Source organism: Bacteroides sp. BFG-637 (assembly GCF_024793605.1).
GTDB lineage: Bacteria > Bacteroidota > Bacteroidia > Bacteroidales > Bacteroidaceae > Bacteroides > Bacteroides vicugnae.
On the sequence record NZ_JANUPD010000002.1, the window covers coordinates 4,377,224 to 4,401,232 of the forward strand.

The 24,009-nt window shown below is 36.9% G+C and carries 25 protein-coding genes and 5 pseudogenes; 18 read left to right on the top strand and 12 right to left on the bottom strand.

The genetic code is table 11. From position 1 onward, the window contains the following. Nucleotides 1–7: 7 nt before the first annotated feature. The 18 genes and pseudogenes from NXX38_RS26780 (at nucleotide 8) to NXX38_RS26975 (ending at nucleotide 11,502) form a co-directional block, all read left to right on the top strand. Nucleotides 8–1,610, top strand: a pseudogene (locus tag NXX38_RS26780) (RagB/SusD family nutrient uptake outer membrane protein). A 224-nt stretch (nucleotides 1,611–1,834) separates the two neighbouring features. Next, nucleotides 1,835–2,554, top strand: a pseudogene (locus NXX38_RS16925) (DUF5018 domain-containing protein); the annotation flags it as partial. A gap of 879 nt (nucleotides 2,555–3,433) precedes the next feature. Then, on the top strand, nucleotides 3,434–4,129 hold the full coding sequence (locus tag NXX38_RS26785; protein WP_309600936.1) for a family 10 glycosylhydrolase: 696 nt from the start codon (nucleotides 3,434–3,436) through the stop codon (nucleotides 4,127–4,129). A gap of 12 nt (nucleotides 4,130–4,141) precedes the next feature. Continuing rightward, on the top strand, nucleotides 4,142–4,357 hold the full coding sequence (locus NXX38_RS26790) for a hypothetical protein (protein WP_309600937.1): 216 nt from the start codon (nucleotides 4,142–4,144) through the stop codon (nucleotides 4,355–4,357). Nucleotides 4,358–4,381: 24 nt separating this feature from the next. Beyond that, nucleotides 4,382–4,741: an alpha amylase family protein gene (locus NXX38_RS26795; RefSeq protein ID WP_309600938.1), complete on the top strand. Its 360-nt coding sequence runs from the start codon at nucleotides 4,382–4,384 to the stop codon at nucleotides 4,739–4,741. A gap of 135 nt (nucleotides 4,742–4,876) precedes the next feature. Then, on the top strand, nucleotides 4,877–5,065 hold the full coding sequence (locus NXX38_RS16935) for a metallophosphoesterase N-terminal domain-containing protein (RefSeq protein WP_258980343.1): 189 nt from the start codon (nucleotides 4,877–4,879) through the stop codon (nucleotides 5,063–5,065). Nucleotides 5,066–5,436: 371 nt separating this feature from the next. After that, complete coding sequence (locus NXX38_RS16940; RefSeq protein ID WP_258980344.1) at nucleotides 5,437–5,709, top strand: hypothetical protein; 273 nt, start codon at nucleotides 5,437–5,439, stop codon at nucleotides 5,707–5,709. A gap of 5 nt (nucleotides 5,710–5,714) precedes the next feature. Further along, nucleotides 5,715–5,936, top strand: coding sequence for a calcineurin-like phosphoesterase C-terminal domain-containing protein (locus NXX38_RS16945; RefSeq protein WP_258980345.1), 222 nt, complete (start codon nucleotides 5,715–5,717; stop codon nucleotides 5,934–5,936). Further along, on the top strand, nucleotides 5,933–6,010 hold the full coding sequence (locus NXX38_RS16950) for a hypothetical protein (protein ID WP_258981978.1): 78 nt from the start codon (nucleotides 5,933–5,935) through the stop codon (nucleotides 6,008–6,010). Before NXX38_RS16945 ends, NXX38_RS16950 begins: the two co-directional genes overlap by 4 nt. Before the next feature lie 498 nt (nucleotides 6,011–6,508). Next, nucleotides 6,509–6,934, top strand: a complete 426-nt coding sequence (locus NXX38_RS16955; RefSeq protein WP_258980347.1) for a hypothetical protein — start codon at nucleotides 6,509–6,511, stop codon at nucleotides 6,932–6,934. 20 nt (nucleotides 6,935–6,954) lie between these two features. Next, nucleotides 6,955–7,140, top strand: a complete 186-nt coding sequence (locus tag NXX38_RS16960; RefSeq protein WP_258980348.1) for a hypothetical protein — start codon at nucleotides 6,955–6,957, stop codon at nucleotides 7,138–7,140. Between the two features lie 240 nt (nucleotides 7,141–7,380). Next, a complete protein-coding gene (locus tag NXX38_RS16965; RefSeq protein WP_258980350.1) occupies nucleotides 7,381–7,551 on the top strand; it encodes an alpha amylase family protein in 171 nt (56 codons plus the stop codon). Then, nucleotides 7,548–7,811: a hypothetical protein gene (locus NXX38_RS16970; RefSeq protein ID WP_258980352.1), complete on the top strand. Its 264-nt coding sequence runs from the start codon at nucleotides 7,548–7,550 to the stop codon at nucleotides 7,809–7,811. The genes NXX38_RS16965 and NXX38_RS16970 overlap by 4 nt, the downstream gene beginning before the upstream one ends. Before the next feature lie 584 nt (nucleotides 7,812–8,395). After that, complete coding sequence (locus NXX38_RS16975; RefSeq protein WP_258980353.1) at nucleotides 8,396–8,611, top strand: hypothetical protein; 216 nt, start codon at nucleotides 8,396–8,398, stop codon at nucleotides 8,609–8,611. A gap of 328 nt (nucleotides 8,612–8,939) precedes the next feature. After that, nucleotides 8,940–9,374, top strand: coding sequence for a hypothetical protein (locus NXX38_RS16980; RefSeq protein WP_258980354.1), 435 nt, complete (start codon nucleotides 8,940–8,942; stop codon nucleotides 9,372–9,374). Continuing rightward, a complete protein-coding gene (locus NXX38_RS16985; RefSeq protein ID WP_258980355.1) occupies nucleotides 9,368–9,688 on the top strand; it encodes a hypothetical protein in 321 nt (106 codons plus the stop codon). The genes NXX38_RS16980 and NXX38_RS16985 overlap by 7 nt, the downstream gene beginning before the upstream one ends. A gap of 75 nt (nucleotides 9,689–9,763) precedes the next feature. Beyond that, nucleotides 9,764–9,862 carry a hypothetical protein gene (locus tag NXX38_RS26970; protein WP_409013810.1) on the top strand — a complete coding sequence of 33 codons (99 nt, stop codon included), beginning with the start codon at nucleotides 9,764–9,766 and terminating at the stop codon, nucleotides 9,860–9,862. A gap of 224 nt (nucleotides 9,863–10,086) precedes the next feature. Next, nucleotides 10,087–11,502 (top strand): annotated as a pseudogene (locus NXX38_RS26975) (DUF5009 domain-containing protein). Between the two features lie 662 nt (nucleotides 11,503–12,164). Here NXX38_RS26975 and NXX38_RS17015 read toward each other — a convergent pair. The 12 genes and pseudogenes from NXX38_RS17015 to NXX38_RS17070 form a co-directional block, all read right to left on the bottom strand. Next, nucleotides 12,165–13,279, bottom strand: a pseudogene (locus NXX38_RS17015) (SGNH/GDSL hydrolase family protein). A gap of 304 nt (nucleotides 13,280–13,583) precedes the next feature. Beyond that, on the bottom strand, nucleotides 13,584–13,850 hold the full coding sequence (locus NXX38_RS17020) for a family 10 glycosylhydrolase (RefSeq protein ID WP_258980358.1): 267 nt from the start codon (nucleotides 13,848–13,850) through the stop codon (nucleotides 13,584–13,586). A 768-nt stretch (nucleotides 13,851–14,618) separates the two neighbouring features. Further along, on the bottom strand, nucleotides 14,619–14,903 hold the full coding sequence (locus NXX38_RS17025; protein ID WP_258980359.1) for a phosphodiester glycosidase family protein: 285 nt from the start codon (nucleotides 14,901–14,903) through the stop codon (nucleotides 14,619–14,621). 128 nt (nucleotides 14,904–15,031) lie between these two features. After that, nucleotides 15,032–16,870, bottom strand: coding sequence for a sialate O-acetylesterase (locus tag NXX38_RS17030; protein ID WP_258980366.1), 1,839 nt, complete (start codon nucleotides 16,868–16,870; stop codon nucleotides 15,032–15,034). A gap of 7 nt (nucleotides 16,871–16,877) precedes the next feature. Next, nucleotides 16,878–18,285, bottom strand: a pseudogene (locus NXX38_RS17035) (DUF5009 domain-containing protein). Nucleotides 18,286–18,313: 28 nt separating this feature from the next. Next, nucleotides 18,314–18,763: a hypothetical protein gene (locus NXX38_RS17040; RefSeq protein ID WP_258980368.1), complete on the bottom strand. Its 450-nt coding sequence runs from the start codon at nucleotides 18,761–18,763 to the stop codon at nucleotides 18,314–18,316. Between the two features lie 126 nt (nucleotides 18,764–18,889). After that, the gene (locus NXX38_RS17045) at nucleotides 18,890–19,204 is read right to left on the bottom strand and encodes a hypothetical protein (RefSeq protein WP_258980371.1); all 315 of its coding nucleotides are present in this window, start codon (nucleotides 19,202–19,204) and stop codon (nucleotides 18,890–18,892) included. 15 nt (nucleotides 19,205–19,219) lie between these two features. Then, complete coding sequence (locus tag NXX38_RS17050; RefSeq protein ID WP_258980372.1) at nucleotides 19,220–19,714, bottom strand: hypothetical protein; 495 nt, start codon at nucleotides 19,712–19,714, stop codon at nucleotides 19,220–19,222. A 463-nt stretch (nucleotides 19,715–20,177) separates the two neighbouring features. After that, a complete protein-coding gene (locus NXX38_RS17055) occupies nucleotides 20,178–20,708 on the bottom strand; it encodes a hypothetical protein (protein WP_258980374.1) in 531 nt (176 codons plus the stop codon). Nucleotides 20,709–21,051: 343 nt separating this feature from the next. Continuing rightward, nucleotides 21,052–21,546 (bottom strand): hypothetical protein, encoded by a 495-nt coding sequence (locus tag NXX38_RS17060; RefSeq protein WP_258980376.1) that lies wholly within the window; start codon nucleotides 21,544–21,546, stop codon nucleotides 21,052–21,054. A 28-nt stretch (nucleotides 21,547–21,574) separates the two neighbouring features. Next, nucleotides 21,575–21,973: a hypothetical protein gene (locus tag NXX38_RS17065; RefSeq protein ID WP_258980377.1), complete on the bottom strand. Its 399-nt coding sequence runs from the start codon at nucleotides 21,971–21,973 to the stop codon at nucleotides 21,575–21,577. A 23-nt stretch (nucleotides 21,974–21,996) separates the two neighbouring features. Next, nucleotides 21,997–24,006, bottom strand: coding sequence for a family 10 glycosylhydrolase (locus NXX38_RS17070; RefSeq protein ID WP_258980379.1), 2,010 nt, complete (start codon nucleotides 24,004–24,006; stop codon nucleotides 21,997–21,999). Nucleotides 24,007–24,009 lie beyond the last annotated feature (3 nt).

A 24,009-nucleotide genomic window follows, 5' to 3' on the forward strand; every position in this document is an offset into this window, starting at 1 on the left:
TATATACCTGGCGTTAACCTCAGGGTTTATTTCGACCTCCTGCAATGATTGGCTGGACGGCGTGGAACAGACGTCAAAAGTGAGTGATGAAATTGTATGGGAAAAAGAAGAGTATGTAGACAAAATGTGAATGCCTTCTATACTTTCCTTCACAAGTATGGTCAGTTTGGAGATTATCAGTTTAGAGGTAGTCTGACTGAAAGTTTAACCGAAACATTTAAATACGGCTCTATCACATTAGGTGACAGAGGTGGATGGCCCAATGAATATGTGACAAATCCGGATGTTATTCTACCGGATGAATACAGACTTAATATTTGGGATAAAGACAAGGCTTATGGTAACATAAGGCAGATAAACCAGTTTCTGGTTATGAAGAAAAAGTATTCTAAATTTCCTAAAGAAAAAAATGAAATATGGGAAGCACAAGCTCGTTTCTTCCGGGCATATATTTACTTCCAATTAGCCAAACGCCATGGAGGTGTTATTCTTACACTGATTTGGATATGACCAATAACAAAGCTCGTAGCAGCGCAGCAGATACCTGGCAACTTATTGCAGATGATCTTTGATTTCGCAAGTACTTATCTACCTGAAGCGTGGAATGCCGCTAATAAGAACAGAGTCACGAAAGGAGCAGCTTATGCTCTTAAATCGCGTGCTATGCTTTATGCAGAACGCTGGCAGGACGCATATAATGCAGCTAATGAGGTTATAAAATTAAAACTATATGATTTGGTTGATGACTATGCCCAAGCATGGAAAGGTAACAACGTGGAGTCTATTCTTGAATTTGATTACGATCAGGATACAGGTCCTAATCATGACTTCGACCAGTATCATGTTCCTCAATGTGATGGTTGGGATTATGGTGCTTTAGGTACTCCTACGCAGGAAATGGTAGAATCTTATGAGACTAAAAACGGACAGAAAGTAGATTGGACACCTGGCATGGTATTACTAACACTCCTCCTCCTTATGATCAGTTGGAGCCTCGCTTTGCAGCAAGTGTTATTTATCGTGGCTCTATGTGGAAGGGGCGTAAAATGGATTGTAGTGTCAATGGTACAAATGGTGCTTATATAGATTATGGAGTACAAGGATATTCTTATGGAAAAACGACAACTGGATATTTCCTTAGAAAATTAATGGATAAATCATTGACAGACTTAAAGGGCAAGAAGAGCCATCAACCATGGGTTGAAATCCGTTATGCAGAAGTTCTTCTAAATAAAGCAGAAGCTGCATATAGATTAAATAAAAATAGATGAAGCCCAAAAAGCCATGAATGATGTACGCGCTCGTAAAAATGTGGGACTTCCCGGAAAGAGTTCAACTGGTGAAACTTGGTTTAATGATTATAGAAACGAACGAAAAGTTGAATTAGCTTATGAAGGACATTTATATTGGGATATGCGCCGCTGGAAATTAGTTCATACAGAATATACAGGTTATCGTGTGCATGGAATGAAAATCACAGGTGATACGTATGAATATATAGAAGCAGACAATAAAGACAGAAAATTCCTAAAAAACTGTACGTATTTCCTGAGCCAACTGATGAAATGAGGAATAACTCGTTGATAGAACAATATGATGAATGGAAATAACACCTAAAAGAATAATGCAATGAAAAATAAAATATTTTTAATCATAATGGCTGCATTTATCTTTGAATAAGTGCATGCCAAAGCCCGGAAGACTTAGCACCATCCGCTTCACACAATGGTATTAATAGTCTCAAAGCATTTCTACTGGATGATGATAGTGAGAACAACAATTTTGTAGGTGAGATAGGATTACGCTAATCGGACAATAACAATTTGTTTGTCCTTATAATTATCCGAAGGAGTCTGATAACTTGTTTCCAACAGACAAGCTGGTTAAAATGCGAATGGAAGCAGGGTTGGATAATAACGTATGTCACGCCTTCTGTTTGTTATATGGATTTAACGAAAGAGAACTATATTACTGTAACCTTACAAAACAAAAAGAACAGGTTCAGTACAAAGTTGTATGTGAAATACGTAAGAATAATGAATGTGCTATTACACAATACAATATCCCTTCTTTGGAGTTCCATGGAATTATAAATGAAGAAAACAAGTCAATCTCATTAATTAGTACTGACCCCGTAGGCACTTCTTTAGCCGAAGTGAAAGTTTCTCATGGTGCTACTATTTCTCCAGATCCTACTACAGAAACATTGAATTATGATGAGCCATTTAATGTAACGGTAACTGCGCAAAATGGAAAAGACAAAGCAACATACGCAGTAAGAGTAGTAGAGCCTAATAAATTACCGCAAGGAATGAGAAAAGGAAGTGGTAAACTGATATGGAGCAAAGCATTAGGTGATATGGGTATCAATGGAACAGACAACAATACTGTTGCTATCGCTTCTTCTTCCAATTACTTATTTGTAAATACCAGAAATTCTGACTTAAAATATTTCAATCGGAATACTGGTGAATATGTGGGCACTATCAACTTGCCGTTCAAGAGTGGTTTGGCCAATTTCTGTATAGCCACGATGCCAATAACAATCTATTGATTACCAATTTAAGAAATACAGGGAGGCGGTGCGCAAGCTGTACAAACTATTTATCGTATAACAGGAACAGGAGAACCTCAAAAATATATAGAAACGTCTCATATTTATCCGACAGGAAGAAAACTTTCCGTGTGTGGTAGTTTGGATGGTGATGCTATCATTTTATCTAGTGTCGAAATATCAAGCAAGATACTTTTATTGGGAAGTGAAAAATGGAGTATTGCAATCACAAGAGCCTAAATTATTCACTGCGGATCCTACCATCATTGGATGGAATTATTTAGGTGATGCTGTTACGTTTGGAACAGATTTAAGTCAAGGTATATTCTGTGTTGGTTATGGTAGTCAACCGAGAGCATTTGGCTTCTTTAATCCAAGACGGTTCAAAATGCACTATATAATCTCGCCAATGTTACCGTTGAAGGTGCCCTCTAAATGATTCCGGACATATACTTCAACAACTTGACATAGCAGAATTTAATGGAGCAAGGTATATTGCTGTAGCTGACCAGTTCTGGAATTATAATACATATGGATTATTGTATGATGTAACAGTGCCTGGCAATTTAGCAGGAGATCCCAAAGATCCTAACTTATTTATATATCAAACTAATCCTATCTGGAACAACTCAAATGCAAATAATGTAGCTGATATAAACTTGAGAGTTTCCACAGATGGAATGAAAATGACATTATATCTGTTAGAACTAACGGAGGGGTAGCTGCTTATGAGTTTGACTGTATTGATGTGGAACATTTAGTTAAATAATTAAATTAACAAGGCTGCCTCCGGTCATAAAGTCTTTATGACTTGAGGTAGCCTTTTAACTATTCAAATAATGAAAAAGTCCCTGATTATTTTATTACTGGGCTTTATCCTTGTGTTCATGTTCGAAAGATGATACTTCCTCTCTATGGGAATGGGAAGAACCGGAACTTCCGGTGACACCTGTAAAATCCAAACCTCGCTATATCTGGATTGATGCAGCTGCCAATTTTCCTGATTTTGCCAATAGTAAAGAGAATATCATCAGAGACCTGAACTTGGCTAAAGATGCTGGATTCACAGACATTGTAGTAGATGTGCGTCCCACTACCGGCGATGTACTGTTTAAAACGAATGTAGCCGATCCGGTAAAATACTTATATGCTTGGATTTCGGGGCGATACACCCAGGTACAACGTACAGCAGAATGGGATTATTTACAAGTATTTATTGATGAAGGGCACAAACTAGGTTTAAAGGTCCATGCTGCAATTAATACAATGGTTGGTGGAAATACGACAAATAATGGAACAGGAGTCATGTATCGTGATGCCTCTAAAGCTGAATGGGCCACGCAAATGAACACGGCTTCCGGTATCGTTAGTGTAATGCACACAAATGAAAGTATCAAATTTTTTAATCCGGTACGTGAAGAGGTACAACAATATGTTTGTGATATCTTGAAAGACTTGGCGCAATATAATATCGATGGCATCATTCTCGACAGAGGACGATTCCCTGGATTTACAAAGCGATTTTTTCTGATTATACGCGAAAGAAATTTGAAGAATATATTGAAAAGAAAATAAATATCTATCCCAATGAGATCTTATCTTGTGGGAACGAAAGTACTACCAGCAGCCTATCCTGCTTATTTAACACAATGGCTGGAATTCCGCGTAAAAGTAATGTATGACTTTATGGCAAGAGCACGTAAAACTGTGAAATCTGTGAATTCCAGTATTCAGTTCGGAGTATATGTCGGCGGGTGGTATTCTTTCTTATTACGATGTGGGCGTCAATTGGGCCAACCCTGAATATGACCCTTCTACGTCCTACAAATGGGCGACAAAAAATATAAGAATTATGGATATGCCGGACTTATGGATCACATGCTTATCGGTGCCTACGCTTCTCCATTAAACGTATATGGCACTACCGAATGGACTATGTCCTGGTTTTTGTTCCTGGCAAAAGCCAAGATCAAAGGGACTTGTCCGTTAGTTGTCGGAGGACCTGATGTTGGTAATTGGGACCCTGACAATCGCGCTACCAAGCACAAGAGAACAACGTCGATTGTAAACTCTGTAAAAGCTTGTATGGATGCTTGTGATGGATATTTCTTATTTGATATGATTCATCTAAAACTTGCTAATCAGTGGCAATACGCTAAAGAAGGAATTAATTTAGCTATAAATTAAAAAATACATGTATATGCATTGCTATCTAAAATATATGAAAGCGGTATCTACGCTAATAATATGCTTTTTCGCTCCAGCTCTCTTTGCACAAACAATTAGTGGAAAGGTATCATGTGACGGAAAAGGAATAAAGATGTGGTTGTCACAGATGGCATTCACTTCGCTCAAACAAACCATAAAGGAGAATATATAATTCCGATGACAGATAATGCCTCCTTTGTTTATTTATCTACTCCAGCAGGGTATTTACCCCAACGAGAATATAGTATGCCTCTATTTTATCAACCGATACAAACCGGAAAGGTAACAGGGTATGACTTTTGAACTGAAAAGAAATCCGTATGATGATAACACACATACCTTTATGGTGCACGCTGATGCACAACTTTTCAAAAGACAATTTGCAACCCTACAATCAGATTTTAGATGATTGCATTGATTTTATTGAAACTAAAAAAGGAAAAAGAAATATTTGGTATCGATTGCGGAGATCTTGTAGGAGATAAGCCTTGAACTATATCCTGACTACATCCGTTCTCTTTAACCGTTTGGACATTCCATTTTATAGAGTCATTGGCAACCATGATATGACTCTATACGGTCGTTCGCATGAACGTCATATCGAAAATTCGAGGAAATTTTCGGACCATCTTATTATTCTTTTAATAAAGGTAAAGCTCACTATATAGTTCTGAATGATGTATTTTACTTGGCTAGAGATTATTTCTATGCAGGGATATATTGAAGAAAAGCTACTTTCATGGTTAGAGCAGGATTTGTCATATATTAAAGAAGGCTCATTAGTCTTTGTAGCCATGCACATTCCCAGTCGCCTTGAAGTGGGTCAAATTCCATTTGAATATTCAAATGCAAATATAGCAGGTAGAGTCAGCAATGCTGCTTTTTTATATGAAAATATTAAAGCCCTACCGTGCTCATCTCTTGACAGGACATACACACTACAATAGAAATCTTGAACATTCCGAACAACTATTTGAACATATCACAGCAGCTGTATGTGGCACTTGGAGGCAAGGGGACGGTTTGTCTGGATGGAACCCCGCAAGGATATGGTGTGTATGAAGTTGATAACGATCATGTGACTTGGTATTTCAAAAGTGCAGGCTTTCCTAAAGAATATCAGATGAGCCAGCTTACGCTCCCGGGAGTTCCAAAGAATATCCAGATGATGTGATTGCTAATATTTGGAATTGGGATGTGAAATGGAAAGTGGAATGGCTTGAAAATGGAAAAGTGATGGGGAAATGATTTGTTTCAGTATGTGCGGATCCGGCAGCGGAAGCTCTTCTGCAGATAAGGAAAAATTAGAGTTTAAATGGATTTCTTAAGCTACCCTAACGAGCATATGTTCAGGGCTACTGTAAAAGACAAGAATGCAAAAATAGAGGTGATTGCGACAGATCGCTTCGGTAACATATATCGAGCTAATCTGAATAATAATAAATAAAGTCTATACGATGGAATAAGTAAAAATATATAGGATTTCTAATCATATTGGCATTATCTATACAAGGTATACAGTCAAGGACGCTAATATCGACCATCAATGATAGTAAACAAGAGGAAAATCTAAGCCCCATGCTCTGATGTGGTTTGGACGCAGAAGCAAATTTGGAAGATTCAATAATCCTGATTCTATAGATTTTTATCTAGCAAAATAAAGGTTTTAGGTTTTTTACACATGCTATTGTAGATGTTCGTCCACATTCCAGGAGAGGTATTGTATGAAAGCGCTTATGCCCTCGCATGAAAGAGTGGAAAGGTGCCAAAGCAGGTAGTTTTGATTATTTGGGATATTTCATAAAGAAAGGACACGAGTTAGGACTTGAGATTCATGCTTCACTGAACGTATTCTGTGCCGGTCCCAATTATTTTGATCGTGGAGTTGTATACAACAATCATCCGAATGGGCTTCCATGGTATATACCTGGACAAAGGTATTATTCTATTACACAAGAAAAACATAAATATGGAGCTACGACCAATCCTGTAAATGAAGAATATTGTGCATACATTCTTCGTATCCTTACAGAGTTAGTCGCCAAGCACCCCGATTTGGATGGTTTAACGCCGACCGAGTACGATATAGATGGTATTAGCGCTGATTTCTCGCATCTTTCTCGTCAGAAGTTCGAAGAGTATATTGGAGAGAAATTGAAGCGTTTTCCCTGAAGATATATTTGAGTGGAAACTTGATACAAACAAACGTTACCAATCCGGCACGCGGTAAATATTTTCAATGGATAGAATGGAGAACGAAAACAATCACAGATTTTTATGGCACGTGCCCGCAAAGAAGTAAAAAAGCCGTCAATAAGAATATTTCTCTTTCGGTACGTATACAGGAGCATGGTATCCTTCTTTATTATGAAGTGTAAGTTAACTTTTGCAAGTAATCAATATGATCCAAATAAAGATTTTGATTAGGCTCACCAGCTTATAAAAATTATGATTATGCAGAATTAATTGATTTATATGCAACAGGTAATTATTATACAGAGTAACCATTAGCGAATCATTGCGAAATAATAAAAGTATTTGGAAATGAAACAGACTCACAGGCTCAATCTGGCACCTGGTATTGTGTAGAGGGATCTTGCCAGCATTTACATCAGATATTGAAAGGAAACAAATTTATGGGAGGTATCTTGGTTGATCAATTCTACGACAATCCTTCTAAACTTCCGGAAACTATTGCCATGAATTTGAAGAAATCCGATGGGTTAATGGTGTTCGATATTGTCCATATCATTCAGAAAACTTATGGAAGGAAATTGAAGCCGGAATGATAGCCGGAGGAGCGTTACAACCAAAGTTAATGCTCTGGAAGCCAAAGTCATGTGGCTGGATTGTTCTGCTAACTTTTACACGCTTTAGTTATCCGGATTCCATCCGTTACTATGTGGATAAGTGTCATGAAATAGGTATTACCTATCTGGTACTGGATATAAAAGACAATACTGGAGAAGTGCTTATCCTAGTAAATACGCCACAACAATTTTTTAAAGAAATTGGAAGAATTTCGACCGTCCTAATTTCGATTTTATAAATAATTTCCTTCATTGATGCTGCTCGTGCCTATGATTTGAAGATTTTTGCTAATTTGAATGTATGGCGCTTGCTGACGGACAAAACATTGTGAAACGAGGAGATATTTATACAAAGCATAAAAATGGCAAGGAGTCAATTATGTCCCCCGCAAGCGACTATTGCCTATGACAGAAATTGAAAGGTAAGGCAACTCTATTTTTGAATCCTGCTTTGAAAGCAGTGCAGCAATATGAAATAAATATCATCAAAGAGATGGTGAAGAATTACTCTTTTTGATGGGATTATGCTGGTGATCGTGCCCGTTATGATTGCATCGACGCCGACTTTTCACCTTGAATCAAGAAAAATGTTTGAAAAGTATCTTGGTAAAGCTGAATAAATATCCTGAAGATATTTATGAATGGCGTCCAAATGCTTCGGAGAGATTGACCGTGTAGCCGGACCTTACTATTTTCAATGGATAGAAATGGCGTGCATCTATAATTTATAATTTCATGAAAGATGCTCGTCAGGCAATTAAAAGTATAAACCCCGACTGTATGTTGGGAGTGTACACAGGAGCTTGGTATCCCATACTTTGAAGTGGGTGTCACTTGGGCGAGCCGCACCTACGATGTCCATCGTGATTTCCACTGGGCTACTCCTAATTATAAGAATTATGGCATTGCCGAATTGCTCGACTTTTATACTATTGGCAATCATTATTGGAATGTTTCTTTAGATGATTATTACAAATCATCGGGACGGCATAAAATGAGATCGACAGTCAAGTGTCTATCGGAGAATATTTTTGTGTAGAAGGTGGCTGCATATCATTCAAAATATCTATTAAAAGGAGCCGTTCCTTCGTATCAGGTGGATTATACGTAGAAGATTAGTAAAAAGATGACTGGACAGTTTAGAAAAGCTGTACGCATGAATTTGAAAGCAATCAGGACGGAGTAATGATATTCGATATTGTGCACATTATCCGAAATAACTGGTGGAATGAATTGAAAGAGGCTATTGATTCTGCAACAGCCTATGAATGAAATATTTATTAACCCAACTAATACAATTTATTGATTGTGAAACGAATTAATTTTATAGTCTTTATTGTTGTTGACTATATTGACTTCAACAATTGTTGCATAAAGCTGAAAGTTATCCTGAACATGAATGGGAATGGGATAAGACACCGGAAGAAACCAATCCGGGTATTGTAGAGTTAGGATGGACAGCCCAATATCAATTAGGTAAACTTCCGACTTATATTAGTATTTATAAGTCACCGGAACAATTTGAATCTAAAAAAGCTGTAGCTTATATTGCAGTAAAGGATATGAGTGTTTCATTCTCTGTTTTAGGTGAAAAGACAGGTTCTAAAACTCCTTCGCAGTTTTATGAGCAGTCACAACATTCTGTCATTTTAAATGGAGGTTTCTTTTGGGATGGTTCATCATTGAGTATGATTTGTCGTGACGGCCAAGTGATTTTGTCCGAACAATCAATCGGATTCAGAGGACTGGGTAACGATTTATTATCCTACAAGAGCTGCCTTTGGACTTATGACAGATGGTAGCTATAAGACCACTTGGACTTATACTACAAACTACAAATATTACTTATTCCTATCCACACAACCAAGCCGAAAATAAATATGGTGAAACTCCTAAAGAAGTTCCTTCTGCTACACTCCCGGCCGGTGGCAGCGTATTAAAAGCAAAGAATGCTATTGGTGGTGGTCCAATGCTTATCAAAGATGGGGCTATCAAAGATACATATGTTGCAGAATTGCTAAAGATCAGCGCAGATTCAAATCAAACCTCGTTCAGCTATAGGAATAACCAAAGACAAACAAACTTATCTTATTTGTTTGTGAAGGGCGTGAAATGACACCAGGGGTAGTGCAGGATATACCACTGCTGAAGTCGCAAAAATCTTAAAAATCTTTTAGGATGTGTAGATGCAATGAATTTAGATGGAGGTGGTTCCAGTTGCATGTTAATTAATGGAAAAGTGAAACATAAAGGTACGGATGGCAACAACGTACAGAAGTTACAGCGGTAGGCCTATGATAAATGTCTTTCATTCAGGCTATTTAACAATAGAATTTGTTCTGTACGTATTCATATAATATTAGCAGAACAAATTTTTTATATCATTATATTTCTTCTCATAACTAATTATTGACGTAGTTTGTAAATGTATGATAGAAAAGGGAAGAGAGAATTATGTAGGTGATGGCAATATATAAAATTTATTATCAATAAAACTATTGTAATTGTTGACGTATGAATAAGCGTGCTTTAGCTTTGTGATGTGCTTTAAGAGGATATGCACATTATGGTACTTTCGGTTACCATCGTAACGCATGTTCTTCCTGGTTGGATGAGTCATGCGCAAACGCCTCCGCCAGATCATGTGTTTAATCCGTTGTTACCGGCATTACTTGGGTAGACCTTTGCGTTTCCTTGTTCTTGTTCGCTATGGAGCCGCGCGTTTCTTTTTCCATAAGGAAACGTAATGTTCGAAAAGGTGATTCAAAACCGAAACTTGTTTATGAAGCTGTCAAACGGGGATTCAGTTGACTTTCTTTGCTATTTTTATTTAGCCATTTTTATCCGTACATGTTAAGCTCTCCACAAGATATGAGGGCATGGTTGCTGGCTATACTCTGTTTTATTGTTCTATTTCCCATGTTTATGCGTATTCCTTGGAAGATGCCGGATTGGGCACATACTTCAATAAAAGTTGGAGTCTTACATTATTGTTGCCATCATAGTTAGCAACCAACTCCTTATGCAGATGGTAGACATTCAGCCTATTCTCCAGTAATATCATCATTTTGTTGTTGGCTAATATGGCTGTTTTCGGCTCTATTCTTTACATTTTCACAATGCATAATCGTTGGATACAGTTTAGGAGTTCTGGATATTGTTACTGGCAATGATGATATTAGGGAGTACAGTGGATGGTTCGTGGACACAGAGTGTATTTAATTATACTCCTTTGCTATGGATGTACTGGTTTGATTTACTTGAAATACTTATTTATCGTTATTCCCGGCAGTATAGCTGGCGAATATTTAGCGGAGTGGATGAAAACATATCAAAAAGAGACGGTGATTATGCTACATCTCCTTATCTAAAATGAGTATCATCGATGATATTATCCATCAGTTCTTATCATTAGTAATCTTTACAGTCTCTACACTCGTAATTTGGTTATTAATCTGGTGGTTACAGTTTTATTGCTACTAACAGGTAAATGTATATTTCCACACAAGGTGGATGGGATAGCCCTATTATGGAAAAGTTGTTTAATGCAGGATCTTTCCCATTCTTTTGGGTTTGTGTTTTGAACCTTTTCAGGATGGCATTAAAAAAGATCCGACAACTTTTAGTTGTTTCTTTGTTACCTGCCGGGCTGGCTTTCCTGGCTCTTTTATTTCTAAGTATTATTTGTGACTATTTCTGGTGTGTCAAAAGTACTCGTTTTTTAGTCATGTCCGGTCAGAACCCAATGATAGCTTATGAGGTCGGCGATTTATTGATTATGCCATTGGCAACATATTTATGCGTTGCTTCCATTGTTATCTTATTTTCAACATAGTGCTTGGTTAGGTTTTCTCCAAGGAGTAATTCTTACTTCTTTGGCAGTTTTAGTGACTATGTTCTTCACAAAATCAATGGTTTTGGAGAACGTAAATATCAATGTGATTATTATATATTAAAAAGAGTTGCTTTCGGTCGCTTTTTTATTGATTCTACTATTTCCTATCCTTTGTAAATGAAAAGAAGTAGAGGAAGTAAACAAATAAAAATACGGTATTTATATGCATAATTACGAATAAAAGAACGGTCATTTGCATATAAATTACCGTATTATTTGTGAAAAACATACGGTTGATTCTAATGAAACGTACGGTTGGTTTTAAAGAAACACAAGGTTGGTTTATAAGAAACGCCACGTGCATTTAAAAGGAAGCATATTTTACTCGTAAAAATAGTGATTTCGATTTATTAGAAGTGCTTTTAGGACTCTGTTTAATCAAACAAAAGCATGTATGTATTGATAAATGCATTCATTATGCAGCGCATAATATTCAATAATAATGATTGCGTTCTATAATAGAAGAATTTCTTCGATTCCTGAATTATACAAATCACTAATCCGTACGATTCTTTTCCACTCCCTCGCATTGAGACTGAATAAATTCGATTATATAGAGTCCCAAATATCAAATGACATTTTATCATTTTGATATTTGGAAGATTTGTTTCTATTGATATAGCGTACGAAAAAGCCACCTATTAAGATTATTAAAATAGTGACGCTATGTCAACAGGATAGCGTTGCTATAAGCTTCCTATATAGCGACGCCATACCAAGCCGATAGCGACACTATTTTATTTGATTGCTTTTTTATGATTGGACAGACAAGATCAGCATATCTCATCATGCCTAAATCAGTGAAATGAATACCATCAATTGTAGGCTTCTCCATCTTCTCCCAGCATATTCTTTGAAGAGATTAAAATGATATTTTTCTCATTTATCTTTTTAGTCGGTTGAATATCTCCTTTTTAGCGTATCATTCTTTCTTTGTACCTCCTTAGCAATTCTTTCATCATAAAATGTATGGGTGAATATAGGATCTTCTATGAAAATACAGGGCGTATCCGGATGCTTACTACGAATGATGTGATAGAATGTCTCCCATACGTTCTTTCATCTGTTCTACAGAAGCATTAGGTACAAAGTCTAAAAACAAAAACACTGGCATCTACCTCGGTTATTACTTTGGCAACTTCTAAATCTAGCAATGCATTTCACTGAATCCCAGTAGATTGATACATTCATGATTTAATCTTCTTGATATAATGTTTGTATGTGCCATTCCGGGACGTGAAGCACAACCTCCTTGAAGAATACTGGTTCCATAAAATACAAACCGGCTTCTGGCGGATTGGATAATCAATTAAAGGTTTATCAATAGTAGCTAACGAATCAATCCCTATAGATAGGAAACCAAACCCGTCATAGAGAGGAACATAAAGCATATATTCCTCTCTTCCGGTTGCATGTTAGCAATGATTGTTGCTTGATTTGTTTTTCCATTTGACGGGCACTATTTATGAATCTCCATTTTCTATTACCTTCCTAACAGTATAAATCAAGTCCTTTCACTCCTGTATCAGTCATGTGATTCATATGATTATTGAAGAGATTCTCCCATCTCACTGCTATATGAGTGGAATTACTATGAAATCGTATTGCCATTCCTGCCGAATTACGACTTAAGTACCAAAGAGGAGGACGTGATATGTGTTCTAATGAGTCAGGAAACCTTTCATATCGTACTCCATTGTTTTCTGTTGCTTTTCCTAATAGAGGGAAGTTTGATGCATCATAGTATATTATTTGGGCAAAGCTTATGGCTTGTCCACAAAGTAAAAGTCCAATTAAAATATATCTTATCATAGCATTTAATTTTCTGGAAATTTAATCTTCTGATAATATGTCTGTTTTAAGACTTTCCTAACAGAAGGATTATCAATCCCTTTATTATTAAAAATAAATTTCACTATTAATCCCCAACTCCCGGTTTATACGAAGTTGCTTTTGTAATAGTTCCGGTGACATTTTGGAATTACTCCCCTCCATCAAAATCATGCCAGGTGCAAACAATTGGTTTGGATTATTCTGATGTATATACTTCAAAACTTCTGAAACCGTAGCACGATAAGCGTCAACACTATAGCGATAACACTGAACAGCTAACAGATCACAAACTTTCTTCTTTACACCAACGAGGCCATTCCTGCATCAGATTCTCTTCACACCAAGGGTAAGGGTTCGGGGCGAAACTAATCATTACATTTGGGCTCTTTGCTTTGATTCTTTTATATAATCGTTTTGCAAAGGTATTTAAAATATCCAAACGCCAATGTACCCATTCCGTATTATTATAATCTACAGGAGGATTATTCCCTTGATGTTGTGATTGATAAAGAGAAACTGTATAGGTATCATATCCGGAATTCCGAGGCATAGCAGGAAAGCGATCATCCCCTTGAATACCATCTAAATCAGGATAAAAGCATCAATGCTTCTTCTATAAGTTCTATTAAGAAATTCTGCACGGCAGGATTATAGGCATTAAAAATAGTAATCATGTTGATTATAATTGGCAGGTTGTTGTTGATTGTCTATTCCTAGCCAGTGGGGGTTCTTTGCTAACAAAGGATTATTAAGTGATATCGGACGTCCTTCTCCCATAAAGCCATACTCAAACCAGAAAAACACTTTTATATCGTGTTTATGAGCTTCCATCAATCAAATCACGTACCGGATCATTGGTTGGACTTTGATATTGCTTTGAATATCTACTTAGTAAATAACTTTCTTCTTGTGTTTATAAGTAGAATAATGCATCAACACGTCACTTCTATATATCGTTTTAGTTTCCGCATAAGATACAAGAAATATAGAATTCATATTCAACTCATCCAATGTCTTTACAAAATCTTTCACTCCCTGATAGGAATGTAATACAGGGGGTGAAACGGGGAGCAGGAACCCAGACTCCCGAATCCCTTGCTCTGTTGTTTTTGCTATACTTTGTAGACTAATAAATAAAATCGAAAGACATATACAAAACGTTAACTTTTTACTCATGAATAAAAAATGATTAATTGATAACTTAACTATCCTTATCCTATTATAGTTTTTAGATTATACTATCTTGCAAATAACACAGTAGCAACCGGTCGTTGTTGATGATATTTATTACATGGTTTTATAGTCTCTTTACCATTAATCAACATACAGCTCGAACCCCTCCGTCTAAATTAAGTGCATCTACACACCCGAATGATTTCATTAACCGAGCAAGTTGGGCTGGAGTCATACCTGAAATATCCGGTGTTTGTTCGCGTCCTTCACAAACAAATAAAATCAACTTCCCGTCTTGCGTAATTCCTACTGCAGAACGAGGCTGACAAGTCTGTGGATTTATACCACTTGCAACGTCTAATAGTTCTTCTACCCAACTATTACGAATCGTTCCATCCTTGATTAATATAGGACCTGCACCAATTCCCATTTCGGCGGTCCAGACTTTTGCCCCTTTTGGAAAGCCTTTTTGATGGCACAGGTAACGGAAGACGTGTGGAGCTGTTTAAGGCCGGCATATCATACGCATAGGTTTGTTGAGCCGATTTATATATCCAGTCAACATGATATGTCCCATCTGTATAAAGACTGAAAACTGAACGGGTAGGGTAATATGCAGTCTTTTTTACCTTCCAATAAGCGATTCACTACAGATATGTTGTCAGATAAGATTTTTCCATTTTTGCATATAAGACTAACAGTCTTTCCATTAGCAAAATATCCTCCATTTAATACAATAGATGGTTTTCTTTTTTCTGACTGGTAGAATTCTGTCGGAGTTTTTACCCCACTATCTGCACCTCCAACATCCAAACTCCCTCCTTTTTTGGTATCTATAACTGCTATATAAGCATTTGTTCGTGTACTTTCAATCCAGTCCGGAGAGTGATAAACACTGATGTATTCGGGCAACTTCCCAAAAGTAGTGACACGGGTCCATCCTAACTTTTCAGGATTCTGAAAATCCATTTTTCGCAAGTCCATCCGAAAAGGAGCTGCTGGTAATCCGGCATTGTTTACCAGATTTCCACGCAGAAAATTACGGAAAGCATAACGTACATAAACCGGTTGAGCCACTTTGTCACTCCATACTTTTACACGAGAGGTTCCATTTATGATTTCGGCATTGGCAGGATAAAATATACTATCTTCACTTGCAATCTCAAACCCTACTAAAGGCTCATTTTCCGGGTTTAGTCCATCATCTGCATGATCAAAGAGAATTTCAATTATCTTTCCGTTCTTCATATATGAACGATGGATAGGACCACTATATTCAAATCCCTCTAATTGATATGTTTTAGCTAATGCCCAATATGCTAAGCGTTGTCCGATTTCTCGTTTTTTGGGCGCATGAATGAATTTCTCCGAACCAAGATCGTTTGTGAATGCCATACCTGTATTAGAAACTTCATGCATACTTTCCAATTGCACTTCTCGGAAGATGGCCCTCTGAAACGGTCGGTCTACAGGTGAAGCAACAGGTGCTATTTCTGTATAATAGATAGGCAAGTCTTTCGAACGGAACAATGCTCTGTTTTGCTTGGCCCACACAGCAAACAAACGCTGATATTGTTCCGGTCGTGCAGAATTAGACTCTCCTTGATACCATATCATTCCTTTAATATTATAATTCTCCAGCGGTTTAATCATGGCATTGTATAATACGGTAGGAGTACCGTTAGCATATTTCAATTGTGGATTCTCTGCCGGAGTCAGATCAACTTCGGGAAATTGCAGGAGATTTTCTTTACTAATCCATGGCTCAATTGAAGACCCGCTCCAGGAGGCATGAATCAACCCTACCGGTATTCCTAAAACTTTCTGTAATTGATCGCCATAATAATAAGCTACGGCACTAAAAGTAGAAACAGACTTTGGAGTGTTTTTTTCCCATTGCCCTGTTACATCCTCTTCCGGAATACTACTGTATGCACGTTGCACTGTAAACAATCGCAATGAACGATTAGGATTTGCATTTACTATCGTATTCTGTGATTCTGCAGCAGGTTGCCCCCGAAAACCTTTCACGGGCATTTCCATATTCGATTGGCCGGAGCACAGCCAGACTTCTCCAATCAAAATATCATCTAATAACAGCTCTTCACCGTCTGAAATACGAATAGTGTACGGACCTCCAGCTTCCGGAGTTGTGACGGTTACCATCCAATCTCCCTTTTTATTACTATTCACTTCCTGCTGTTGTGCGTTCCATGAGGTATATATGGCAACTTTCTTATTAGGTGTAGCTTTCCCCCACAGCCTTACTTCTGACTTTTGTTGGAGCACCATCCCGTTACCTAAAATGGAGGGGAGCTGAATTTTAGCTTCACCATAAGAGCAATAGACACACAGAATTAAGATGATATACGTTATTTTCTTTGTTAGTAGTTTCATATCTCGATTATGTTCTCCAGAACCATTTAAGTTTTGTGAAAATTATAGCTATTAATGTCGCCAATGCAGTGATAATAACTCCTCGTAAGAAACCGAGCCAGGCATTTTGCTGAAGATAGGTTAAATATGATGCTACTCCTATCAGATTTAACATAGGCATTACTACCAAATTAGTAGCTACATAGGCAATCATAGGGTTTTGTCCTGCCATTTCCAATGGACGTGTCAGTCGCCGATATTTATAGATATCACATAGAATTGAAAAAGCAATCATCGCCATAAAAAGCAAGACCGGCAGTAACAAAATAGTAACTGTAGGTTGAATCATCCTTACGGATTCCGCCTTCATAAGCTTCAAAGAATAAGCCTAGCATAAGTAAATAAGCTCCCGCAACAAATAGTTTTCTCCAATAATCCATGTTGTTACTTCTTGTTTTCAGAAGCCAATAAATGCAGGCTAAAATAATAACTGTACCACACAAGTTTAATAATAACTGACGTGTATACAGACCATAAAGGTTAAAGATAATAACCCCAGTAGTTAACAATAGAATTAAGGGGATTTTCCTTTCTCTCTTCTAAAGATGAAGCAGCCTCTGTTCTATTTTGTAGCCATTCCTTTAAGTATTCACCGGCAATACTTCCGGGAATAATAATGAACAAGTATTTCAAATAATAAAAACTATACATCCAGGGAATCGGAGAATAGTTCATCAGGTCCTTCACCCAAGATCCGTCAGTTTTACTTCCTAGAAAAACAGCCATAATAAATGGGAGAATAGCTATTCTGGCCCATTTATTATTTGCCGTAAACAAGTATGCCAAAGAACCGAAAATAGACATATTTGCCAGAACTAGAATAATAATATTACTATATGACAGGCTAAATTCTCTGCCATTAGCATAACTTACAGTAAGTAACATGAAAACGCCTAACATATAAGCAGATAGTTGTATCCCTCCACGCAACCATCTCAGACATTTTAACCGGAATTCTCATAAACATGGGAAACATAAGAACAAATGCCGATAGGGCCAACAACCACGACCGCACATCTTGAGGAGAAGATGTTACCCAAGGATACATATGCTGGATAAAAATAGCAAAGAAAGTTAACCGGAATCCACGTAATATACAATCCCACGCTATTTTTAATTTAGATTCTCCTTTTTCCAGCTTATTACCAATAGAAAAAGGGAAAGCTGCTCCCATTGCAAATAAAAAGAATGGGAAAACTAAATCAACCCATGTTATTCCATAAAATGATGGGGCAAATGCAAAAATTAGAGCGGGGACCCACTTGTGCATGGTACATCCATCCTGGTAATACTCCTGAAGCAATGGTACCCGATAAAACCATAGTAATAATGGCATATCCTCTTAATGCATCAAGAGAGAAGGCTCGTTTATTCATGACTTATTATTTGAAATATATCTATTTGTTAATATCCTGCACCATTAATCTCTACAGATTCCGCACCAATCTTCTGTTCTGCTTCCGTTGAATTAATATCGAAATACATAGCATCCGGACAACGCATATCAGTATATCTTCCTGTATGAAGTGGAGTTTTTACTATTTTACCGTCATACATCCTGAATAAAAAACTTCCCTTCCATTGAGCACCTTCAACTTTTGTATTCGTAGCTTGTGTCGGTTTTCCTTCATTAGATACCTGGTCAATAGCATTTACACGTTTAAATTCTCCACGAGTTCCTTGTTTGTATCCAGCACATTCATATTCTGACTCATAATGCTTACCATTACCGTCCACAATAAATTTGAGAACTCCACTTCTTATGATCTGAATAGAAATTGTAACTTCCTCACCCGGATACCAATAATATTCTTTCCTGCGCAGGAGCATTTGAATAGTTAGATGCCTGTCCACTTGAATGACTTGTGCGTCTCATGAACGGGCGGAATGCTTTTCTTTCAGCGCTGATATTGCCTTGTTCATCTTTTATAACTTCCCAAGTCAAACCTATATCAGTCTCCTGTCCACCCATATTTCCTCCTAAATATATAGAAGGATTATCAAGGTATTGTCCTGGTTTACTAGATTCTTACGATCTTCGTCAAAAGTAGCTGTAGGTAACTTTATAGTTCCTCCGATGCCTAGCCATAAATCTTTACTTGTTACGGCTTTATGATAATAGGCACCGGCAAAGCAAGCAACACTCGCTTGTGGCTTTACCTCGTCTTTAAAGTAAGTGTTAATTGGATCTGTGGGTTCTGGTTCTGATTCCGGTTCCCCATCGTCGCTACTGGAACAGTTGTAAAAGCCCATAGCTAAAATCACGAATAATGAATAGAATAAATATTTTTTCATCTTACATCATTTTTGTTAATCAATAATATTCTTTTGAGGATTAGTATCCATTTCCATTAATACTAATAGTTTCTGCTCCTTTTTTCGATCTTCGTCAGTTGATATTATTTCAAAGAAATGAGTGTCCGGGCAACGCATATCTGTGAAACGTCCTTCATGAATCGGCACTTTCACTATTTCATCTTTATTTTTTCTAAAATAATAACTCTCATCCCACCGACTATTCAGCACCTTTGTTTTTGTAGCTTGCGCCGGTTTACCTTCATTCGCAACCTGATCAATGGCATTTACCCGTTTAAAGGTACCCAATTCGCCCGGAATATAACCTTCACAATCATAGTCACATTCAAAACGTTTCCCAGCTCCTTCTATTACAAAATGTACTTTATGGGGTTCTAGTACTTGAAAATACATTGTAACTTTCTCGCCTGGATACCAATAATATTTATCTTCCGGTGGTGCTTGTGCATAATTCGGCTCTTGTCCGTTAATATGTTCACTGCGTCTCATAAACGGACGAAAAGCTTTCCTTTCTTTAGATAGTTTACCATCTTTTTCACGGATAACCTCCCAAAGCTAACCCGAAGTCGGTCTCCTGATCTCCCATGTTTCCTCCTAAATATACAGATGGATTATCAAGAAACTGGCCCGGTTTCTTAGTGTTTTTCTAGTTTGATCGAATGATAATTGGGGGAGTGTAACGGTGCCCCCAACTCCCAACCAAACATCCTTGCTGGAGTTTACCTTACGATAATAGGCTCCGGGAAAACATTCTATGAATTTTTCCGGTTTCACTTCATTCTTAAAGAATGCTTCTACTGACTTGGGAGAGGATGTTCTGTATTTATGAGAACAAGATGTACCTCCTATAATGAGACAAGTAAGAAAAAATATATAATTATAATTCTGTTTCATATTAATAAAGAGATTAAATAGGACCATATCAATTAGATATGGTCCTGTTTATTAATTATTATCTACACGCTATACGGTAGAAGTATAAGCCGGAACCAGTACAGCCAAATACTGCATATAATTCATTGTTTTTCACCATTAAACAAGCAGAAGCTGTACTATTACCATTAGCCCCCGATGCTTCCATTGTATAATTGAATATTTGATTATATTTACCATCAGTTATATCACAGATACGCATAACACCTTTTTGATCTCCCGAATATGCTGTATATGCTACATACACACGGCCATTAATTGTTATTACATCTCCACCACTGGTTCTAACTCCGGAACTTCTGGAAACTTCTCCCATAGTACTGTTCATCCAAATAAGTCCATTAGTTGCACTTGTACTAAAGAATCCCATATATCCGCTCATACCTATAGGCATCGGAACCACGCTCCAATAGTAACTTGGAGTAGCAACAGGGAATGCATATTTTTGAGGAGTAGGATTCACGACTCCATTTGTGACTTTCCAAACATATACATCTACTGACTGTGCTTTAGTAGCAACTATTGTGGCATCACCATCTAAATCACCCATGATGCCAATACCAGCTAAACGAGGAGTCGCAGATTCACCCAGCGCTGATTTATCATATGAAATAAATTCTTTAGCTTCTGCTGTTACATTACTCCAACGATATAATACAGGTTTTGTCTCCAGATAAAGCTAATGAGGTTCCAAGAATATTGCCCTTGTCATCTGTAGCCATTAAACGTATACCATGTCCTGCAATACTTAACCCTGTTTCATTCCAAATTCTCGATCTTATTGCCTGTATAATCAAAATATGCTGGGGTTTTCTTAGTTGAAGAATGGTTGCCTGCAATAATATATGGATCACTAATTCCTACACTAATTAGGTTGTCAGATCCAAATCCGGCTAGTTCTGTATAGTCTTTTTGAATACAGGTTCTGCAGAAATTTGAGGTATGTCAATTGTGAACTCTGTCGTCACACCATTGCTTCCTTTGATTGAAACCTTATTGTTACCATTCATCAAATTTAATCCTTGTCCAGTGAAAGATTCATCTATTTTATTGCCGAATCCAGCAGTTAGTTCTACATTTACAGATGTGAAATCCATCAACGCCGGAATATATGGAACTGCGACATTCTTATCATCTGTAAGCACATAATCAGTTTCAATACCATTGATAGTCATTGCTTTTATAGATGCAGGACCTACTTTTTCCGTAGTGATAATAAACTCATAAGTGTAAATTGTTTCTTCATCTATGCCCTTTATTTTAAAACTTCTCGGATTGGTATAATCTAATGTAACACCATTCTGAAAGTCCATAATTGTCCCATTGATATATTCCATGGTAACCTTTAGTGCCGTAAGGTCAGTTTCTTCCGGAACTTGGACAATCAACGATTCTTCACCTGTATGAATATCACTATTAGGGGACAGTCATTCCTTCTATTATAAAAGACACTAATTTAGGAGGAGACTGGATACGCAATTTTGTCTGCACAGTGGTTCCATCAAATCCATTTAATGTCAAATCAAGAGGCTTACGAGCATCATACTCTTGATCGTTTACAAAATTGGCAGTACCATTTATAACCAATAATTGTAATTTAGCTTTAGATAAATCGACTCCGGCGGGAATCAATACAGTCGTCTCTGCTGCACTGACAGAAGAAGGTGTGTATAATTCATTATTCACTTTGACTCCTACTATTTGCACAGATTCATAAGCTCTGTTTTCATCATCATCTGAACAAGAGCTAAAAGTTACAGTAAAGAGTGTAGTAATACACATCATACTGAATATTAAGTTTATTAGTTTTTTCATCTTTCACGAGTATTATATGTTCATTATTTTTTCTTAATGGAAAAAGCTATTTTCATTTGTTCGAAAAAAGTATTCCAATCAACATAACAATTATCGAAAATCATTAGACCTGATGAATTCTTTAGTGAAGCCCCAAACACTTTTCCCTGATCGGAAACACTTAAATCAGGCAAACTCATTGAACCCAACAATGGAATTTGTCCACATGTAAGGATATTCCCTAGAGTAATGTATCGATTGACTTCTTTAGGCGTTTTATAATAAGTTCCGATCATCAGAAAGTCAAGATTGTTTAAGTAACTTGTTTTATTGTAATTTTCTCCGTAGATTTCACTATCTGGAAATGATAATCGATCATCATATTTAAATTGATTACTAGCCCAGTTTACTCCATTTTGATAATATACTTCATACCAGGACCCTACATAAGCTGCCATTTTTAAATTCGGATTCTTTTCAGTCTTATACTTATCTACTAATGAGCGAATACGTCCGGTAAAGTCACAAATAGTTTGAGAGCGGAAAGTAATCCATTCTTTAAAGAATTGACCTTTTACTAATGTGCCTTCTTTGTCTATTTTGAAAGCGTCAGCGGGAAAGTTCTCTAAAATTTTGCCTTCTTTCTCTAGGTATTCTTCAAATGCGTTTCGAGTCACATGACTAAAGTCGGCATATAAATTATCATAACGACAGCGATCTAATACGATACCATCTATATCATAATTTTTTAGAACTTCTTCCACGCGCAACAATTGAAAGTCCTGCACTTCTTTATTAGAAGGATTTACAAAAGCTAAAGCTAATAGTTTACCTTTAGCAGCTTCTTTCCCTCTTGTACTTTCTGTGATTTTCAACAGTTTACCTTTGTCTTCGGGGCGTTGCACTATTTCCTCCCAATCTTTATGTTCATGAAGAATAGCGTAATCATTTACAGTAATATTCCCTTCTGTGAAGAAATTAAAACTAGTATAGACTTTGAGTCCAATCTTATGTGCTTCCTGGAGTACAACTTCCAGCAAATCAAATCCATCATCCTTCACTTGTTTATTCGGATTTTTGGTTGCAGTTAGATAAGGAGTTTTTGAAAGATCGTTTTTGCGGTAAGAAACATATCCTTCTGGTCCTTTTACATCTAATCCAATGGAAGTGAACCCTGCTTTCTTTACGTTATTAACCATAGTGGCTACAGCTTCTCTATTAGTCAATACCTTTGCATTAGGAAACTGCTCCACCCACATAACCAATTCACTCTGTTGTTGATTTGGAACTTTGGAGAATATGGCAACAGACTTACGAGTAATTTCTTTCCCTTCTTTTTTCAATATCCAATTGAAGAAATTAGTACCATCATTCAGAGTTAACTGATTACGAAATAGCCCCTTTGTTGTAACAGCTACTGGTTTTGTTTCTGTTCGGTTTTCTATAAACAACTGATAATTGGCTTTTTTATCATAATTAGCAATACAGCCGCTTAATGTAGTTTTACTTCCTACAACGGTAAATAAGAAATCATTATCCAACTCTATTTGAGGCGGAATACTTCCTTTGGAAAAAGCAATCACTTTATCCAATGAGTGTACTTCACCATCAATCCGCAGCTTTACAACATCTCCTACATGGAAGTTCTCGGCAAGAAATTTACGGTAACCATCCTTTAGATAATCAGTATCATAACCAATTAATGCAAACTCTGCCTGTCCCAATGTTATATCCAAAGGAGCACTAAATGCTGGTTGAGCATCTTTAGAGATTACACCATTCAGGACTTTAATCACTTTCATATCTCCATTTATCACTACGGCTGTATATGTGCTTTGAGTCGATTTTATAGCTTTTTTATATTCCGTAGATAATAAGACAATTCCTTTTTCTTGCTTTTCCCAGGCAGAATTATTGAATAAGTCTATCTGCTTTTCAAGACCACGCACAGTTAATGTAGGATCCGGACTGGCAGCTTCAATTGTCACTACAGTCTGTGCCGATATAAAAACCGGCACTAACAGTAATGATAATATAATAATTAATCTATTCATAAT

Coding starts and splice junctions, on each gene's coding strand:
- NXX38_RS26790 (WP_309600937.1), top strand. CDS start 4,142: ATGAGATCTTATCTTGTGGGAACGAAAGTACTACCAGCAGCCTATCCT.
- NXX38_RS26795 (WP_309600938.1), top strand. CDS start 4,382: ATGGGCGACAAAAAATATAAGAATTATGGATATGCCGGACTTATGGAT.
- NXX38_RS16940 (WP_258980344.1), top strand. CDS start 5,437: ATGATGTATTTTACTTGGCTAGAGATTATTTCTATGCAGGGATATATT.
- NXX38_RS16955 (WP_258980347.1), top strand. CDS start 6,509: ATGAAAGAGTGGAAAGGTGCCAAAGCAGGTAGTTTTGATTATTTGGGA.
- NXX38_RS16970 (WP_258980352.1), top strand. CDS start 7,548: ATGATAGCCGGAGGAGCGTTACAACCAAAGTTAATGCTCTGGAAGCCA.
- NXX38_RS16985 (WP_258980355.1), top strand. CDS start 9,368: ATGGTAGCTATAAGACCACTTGGACTTATACTACAAACTACAAATATT.
- NXX38_RS26970 (WP_409013810.1), top strand. CDS start 9,764: ATGAATTTAGATGGAGGTGGTTCCAGTTGCATGTTAATTAATGGAAAA.
- NXX38_RS17020 (WP_258980358.1), bottom strand. CDS start 13,850: ATGCCTCGGAATTCCGGATATGATACCTATACAGTTTCTCTTTATCAA.
- NXX38_RS17025 (WP_258980359.1), bottom strand. CDS start 14,903: ATGGGAATTGGTGCAGGTCCTATATTAATCAAGGATGGAACGATTCGT.
- NXX38_RS17030 (WP_258980366.1), bottom strand. CDS start 16,870: ATGAAACTACTAACAAAGAAAATAACGTATATCATCTTAATTCTGTGT.
- NXX38_RS17045 (WP_258980371.1), bottom strand. CDS start 19,204: ATGAAAAAATATTTATTCTATTCATTATTCGTGATTTTAGCTATGGGC.
- NXX38_RS17050 (WP_258980372.1), bottom strand. CDS start 19,714: ATGAGACGCAGTGAACATATTAACGGACAAGAGCCGAATTATGCACAA.
- NXX38_RS17055 (WP_258980374.1), bottom strand. CDS start 20,708: ATGGGTGATTTAGATGGTGATGCCACAATAGTTGCTACTAAAGCACAG.
- NXX38_RS17065 (WP_258980377.1), bottom strand. CDS start 21,973: ATGAAAAAACTAATAAACTTAATATTCAGTATGATGTGTATTACTACA.
- NXX38_RS17070 (WP_258980379.1), bottom strand. CDS start 24,006: ATGAATAGATTAATTATTATATTATCATTACTGTTAGTGCCGGTTTTT.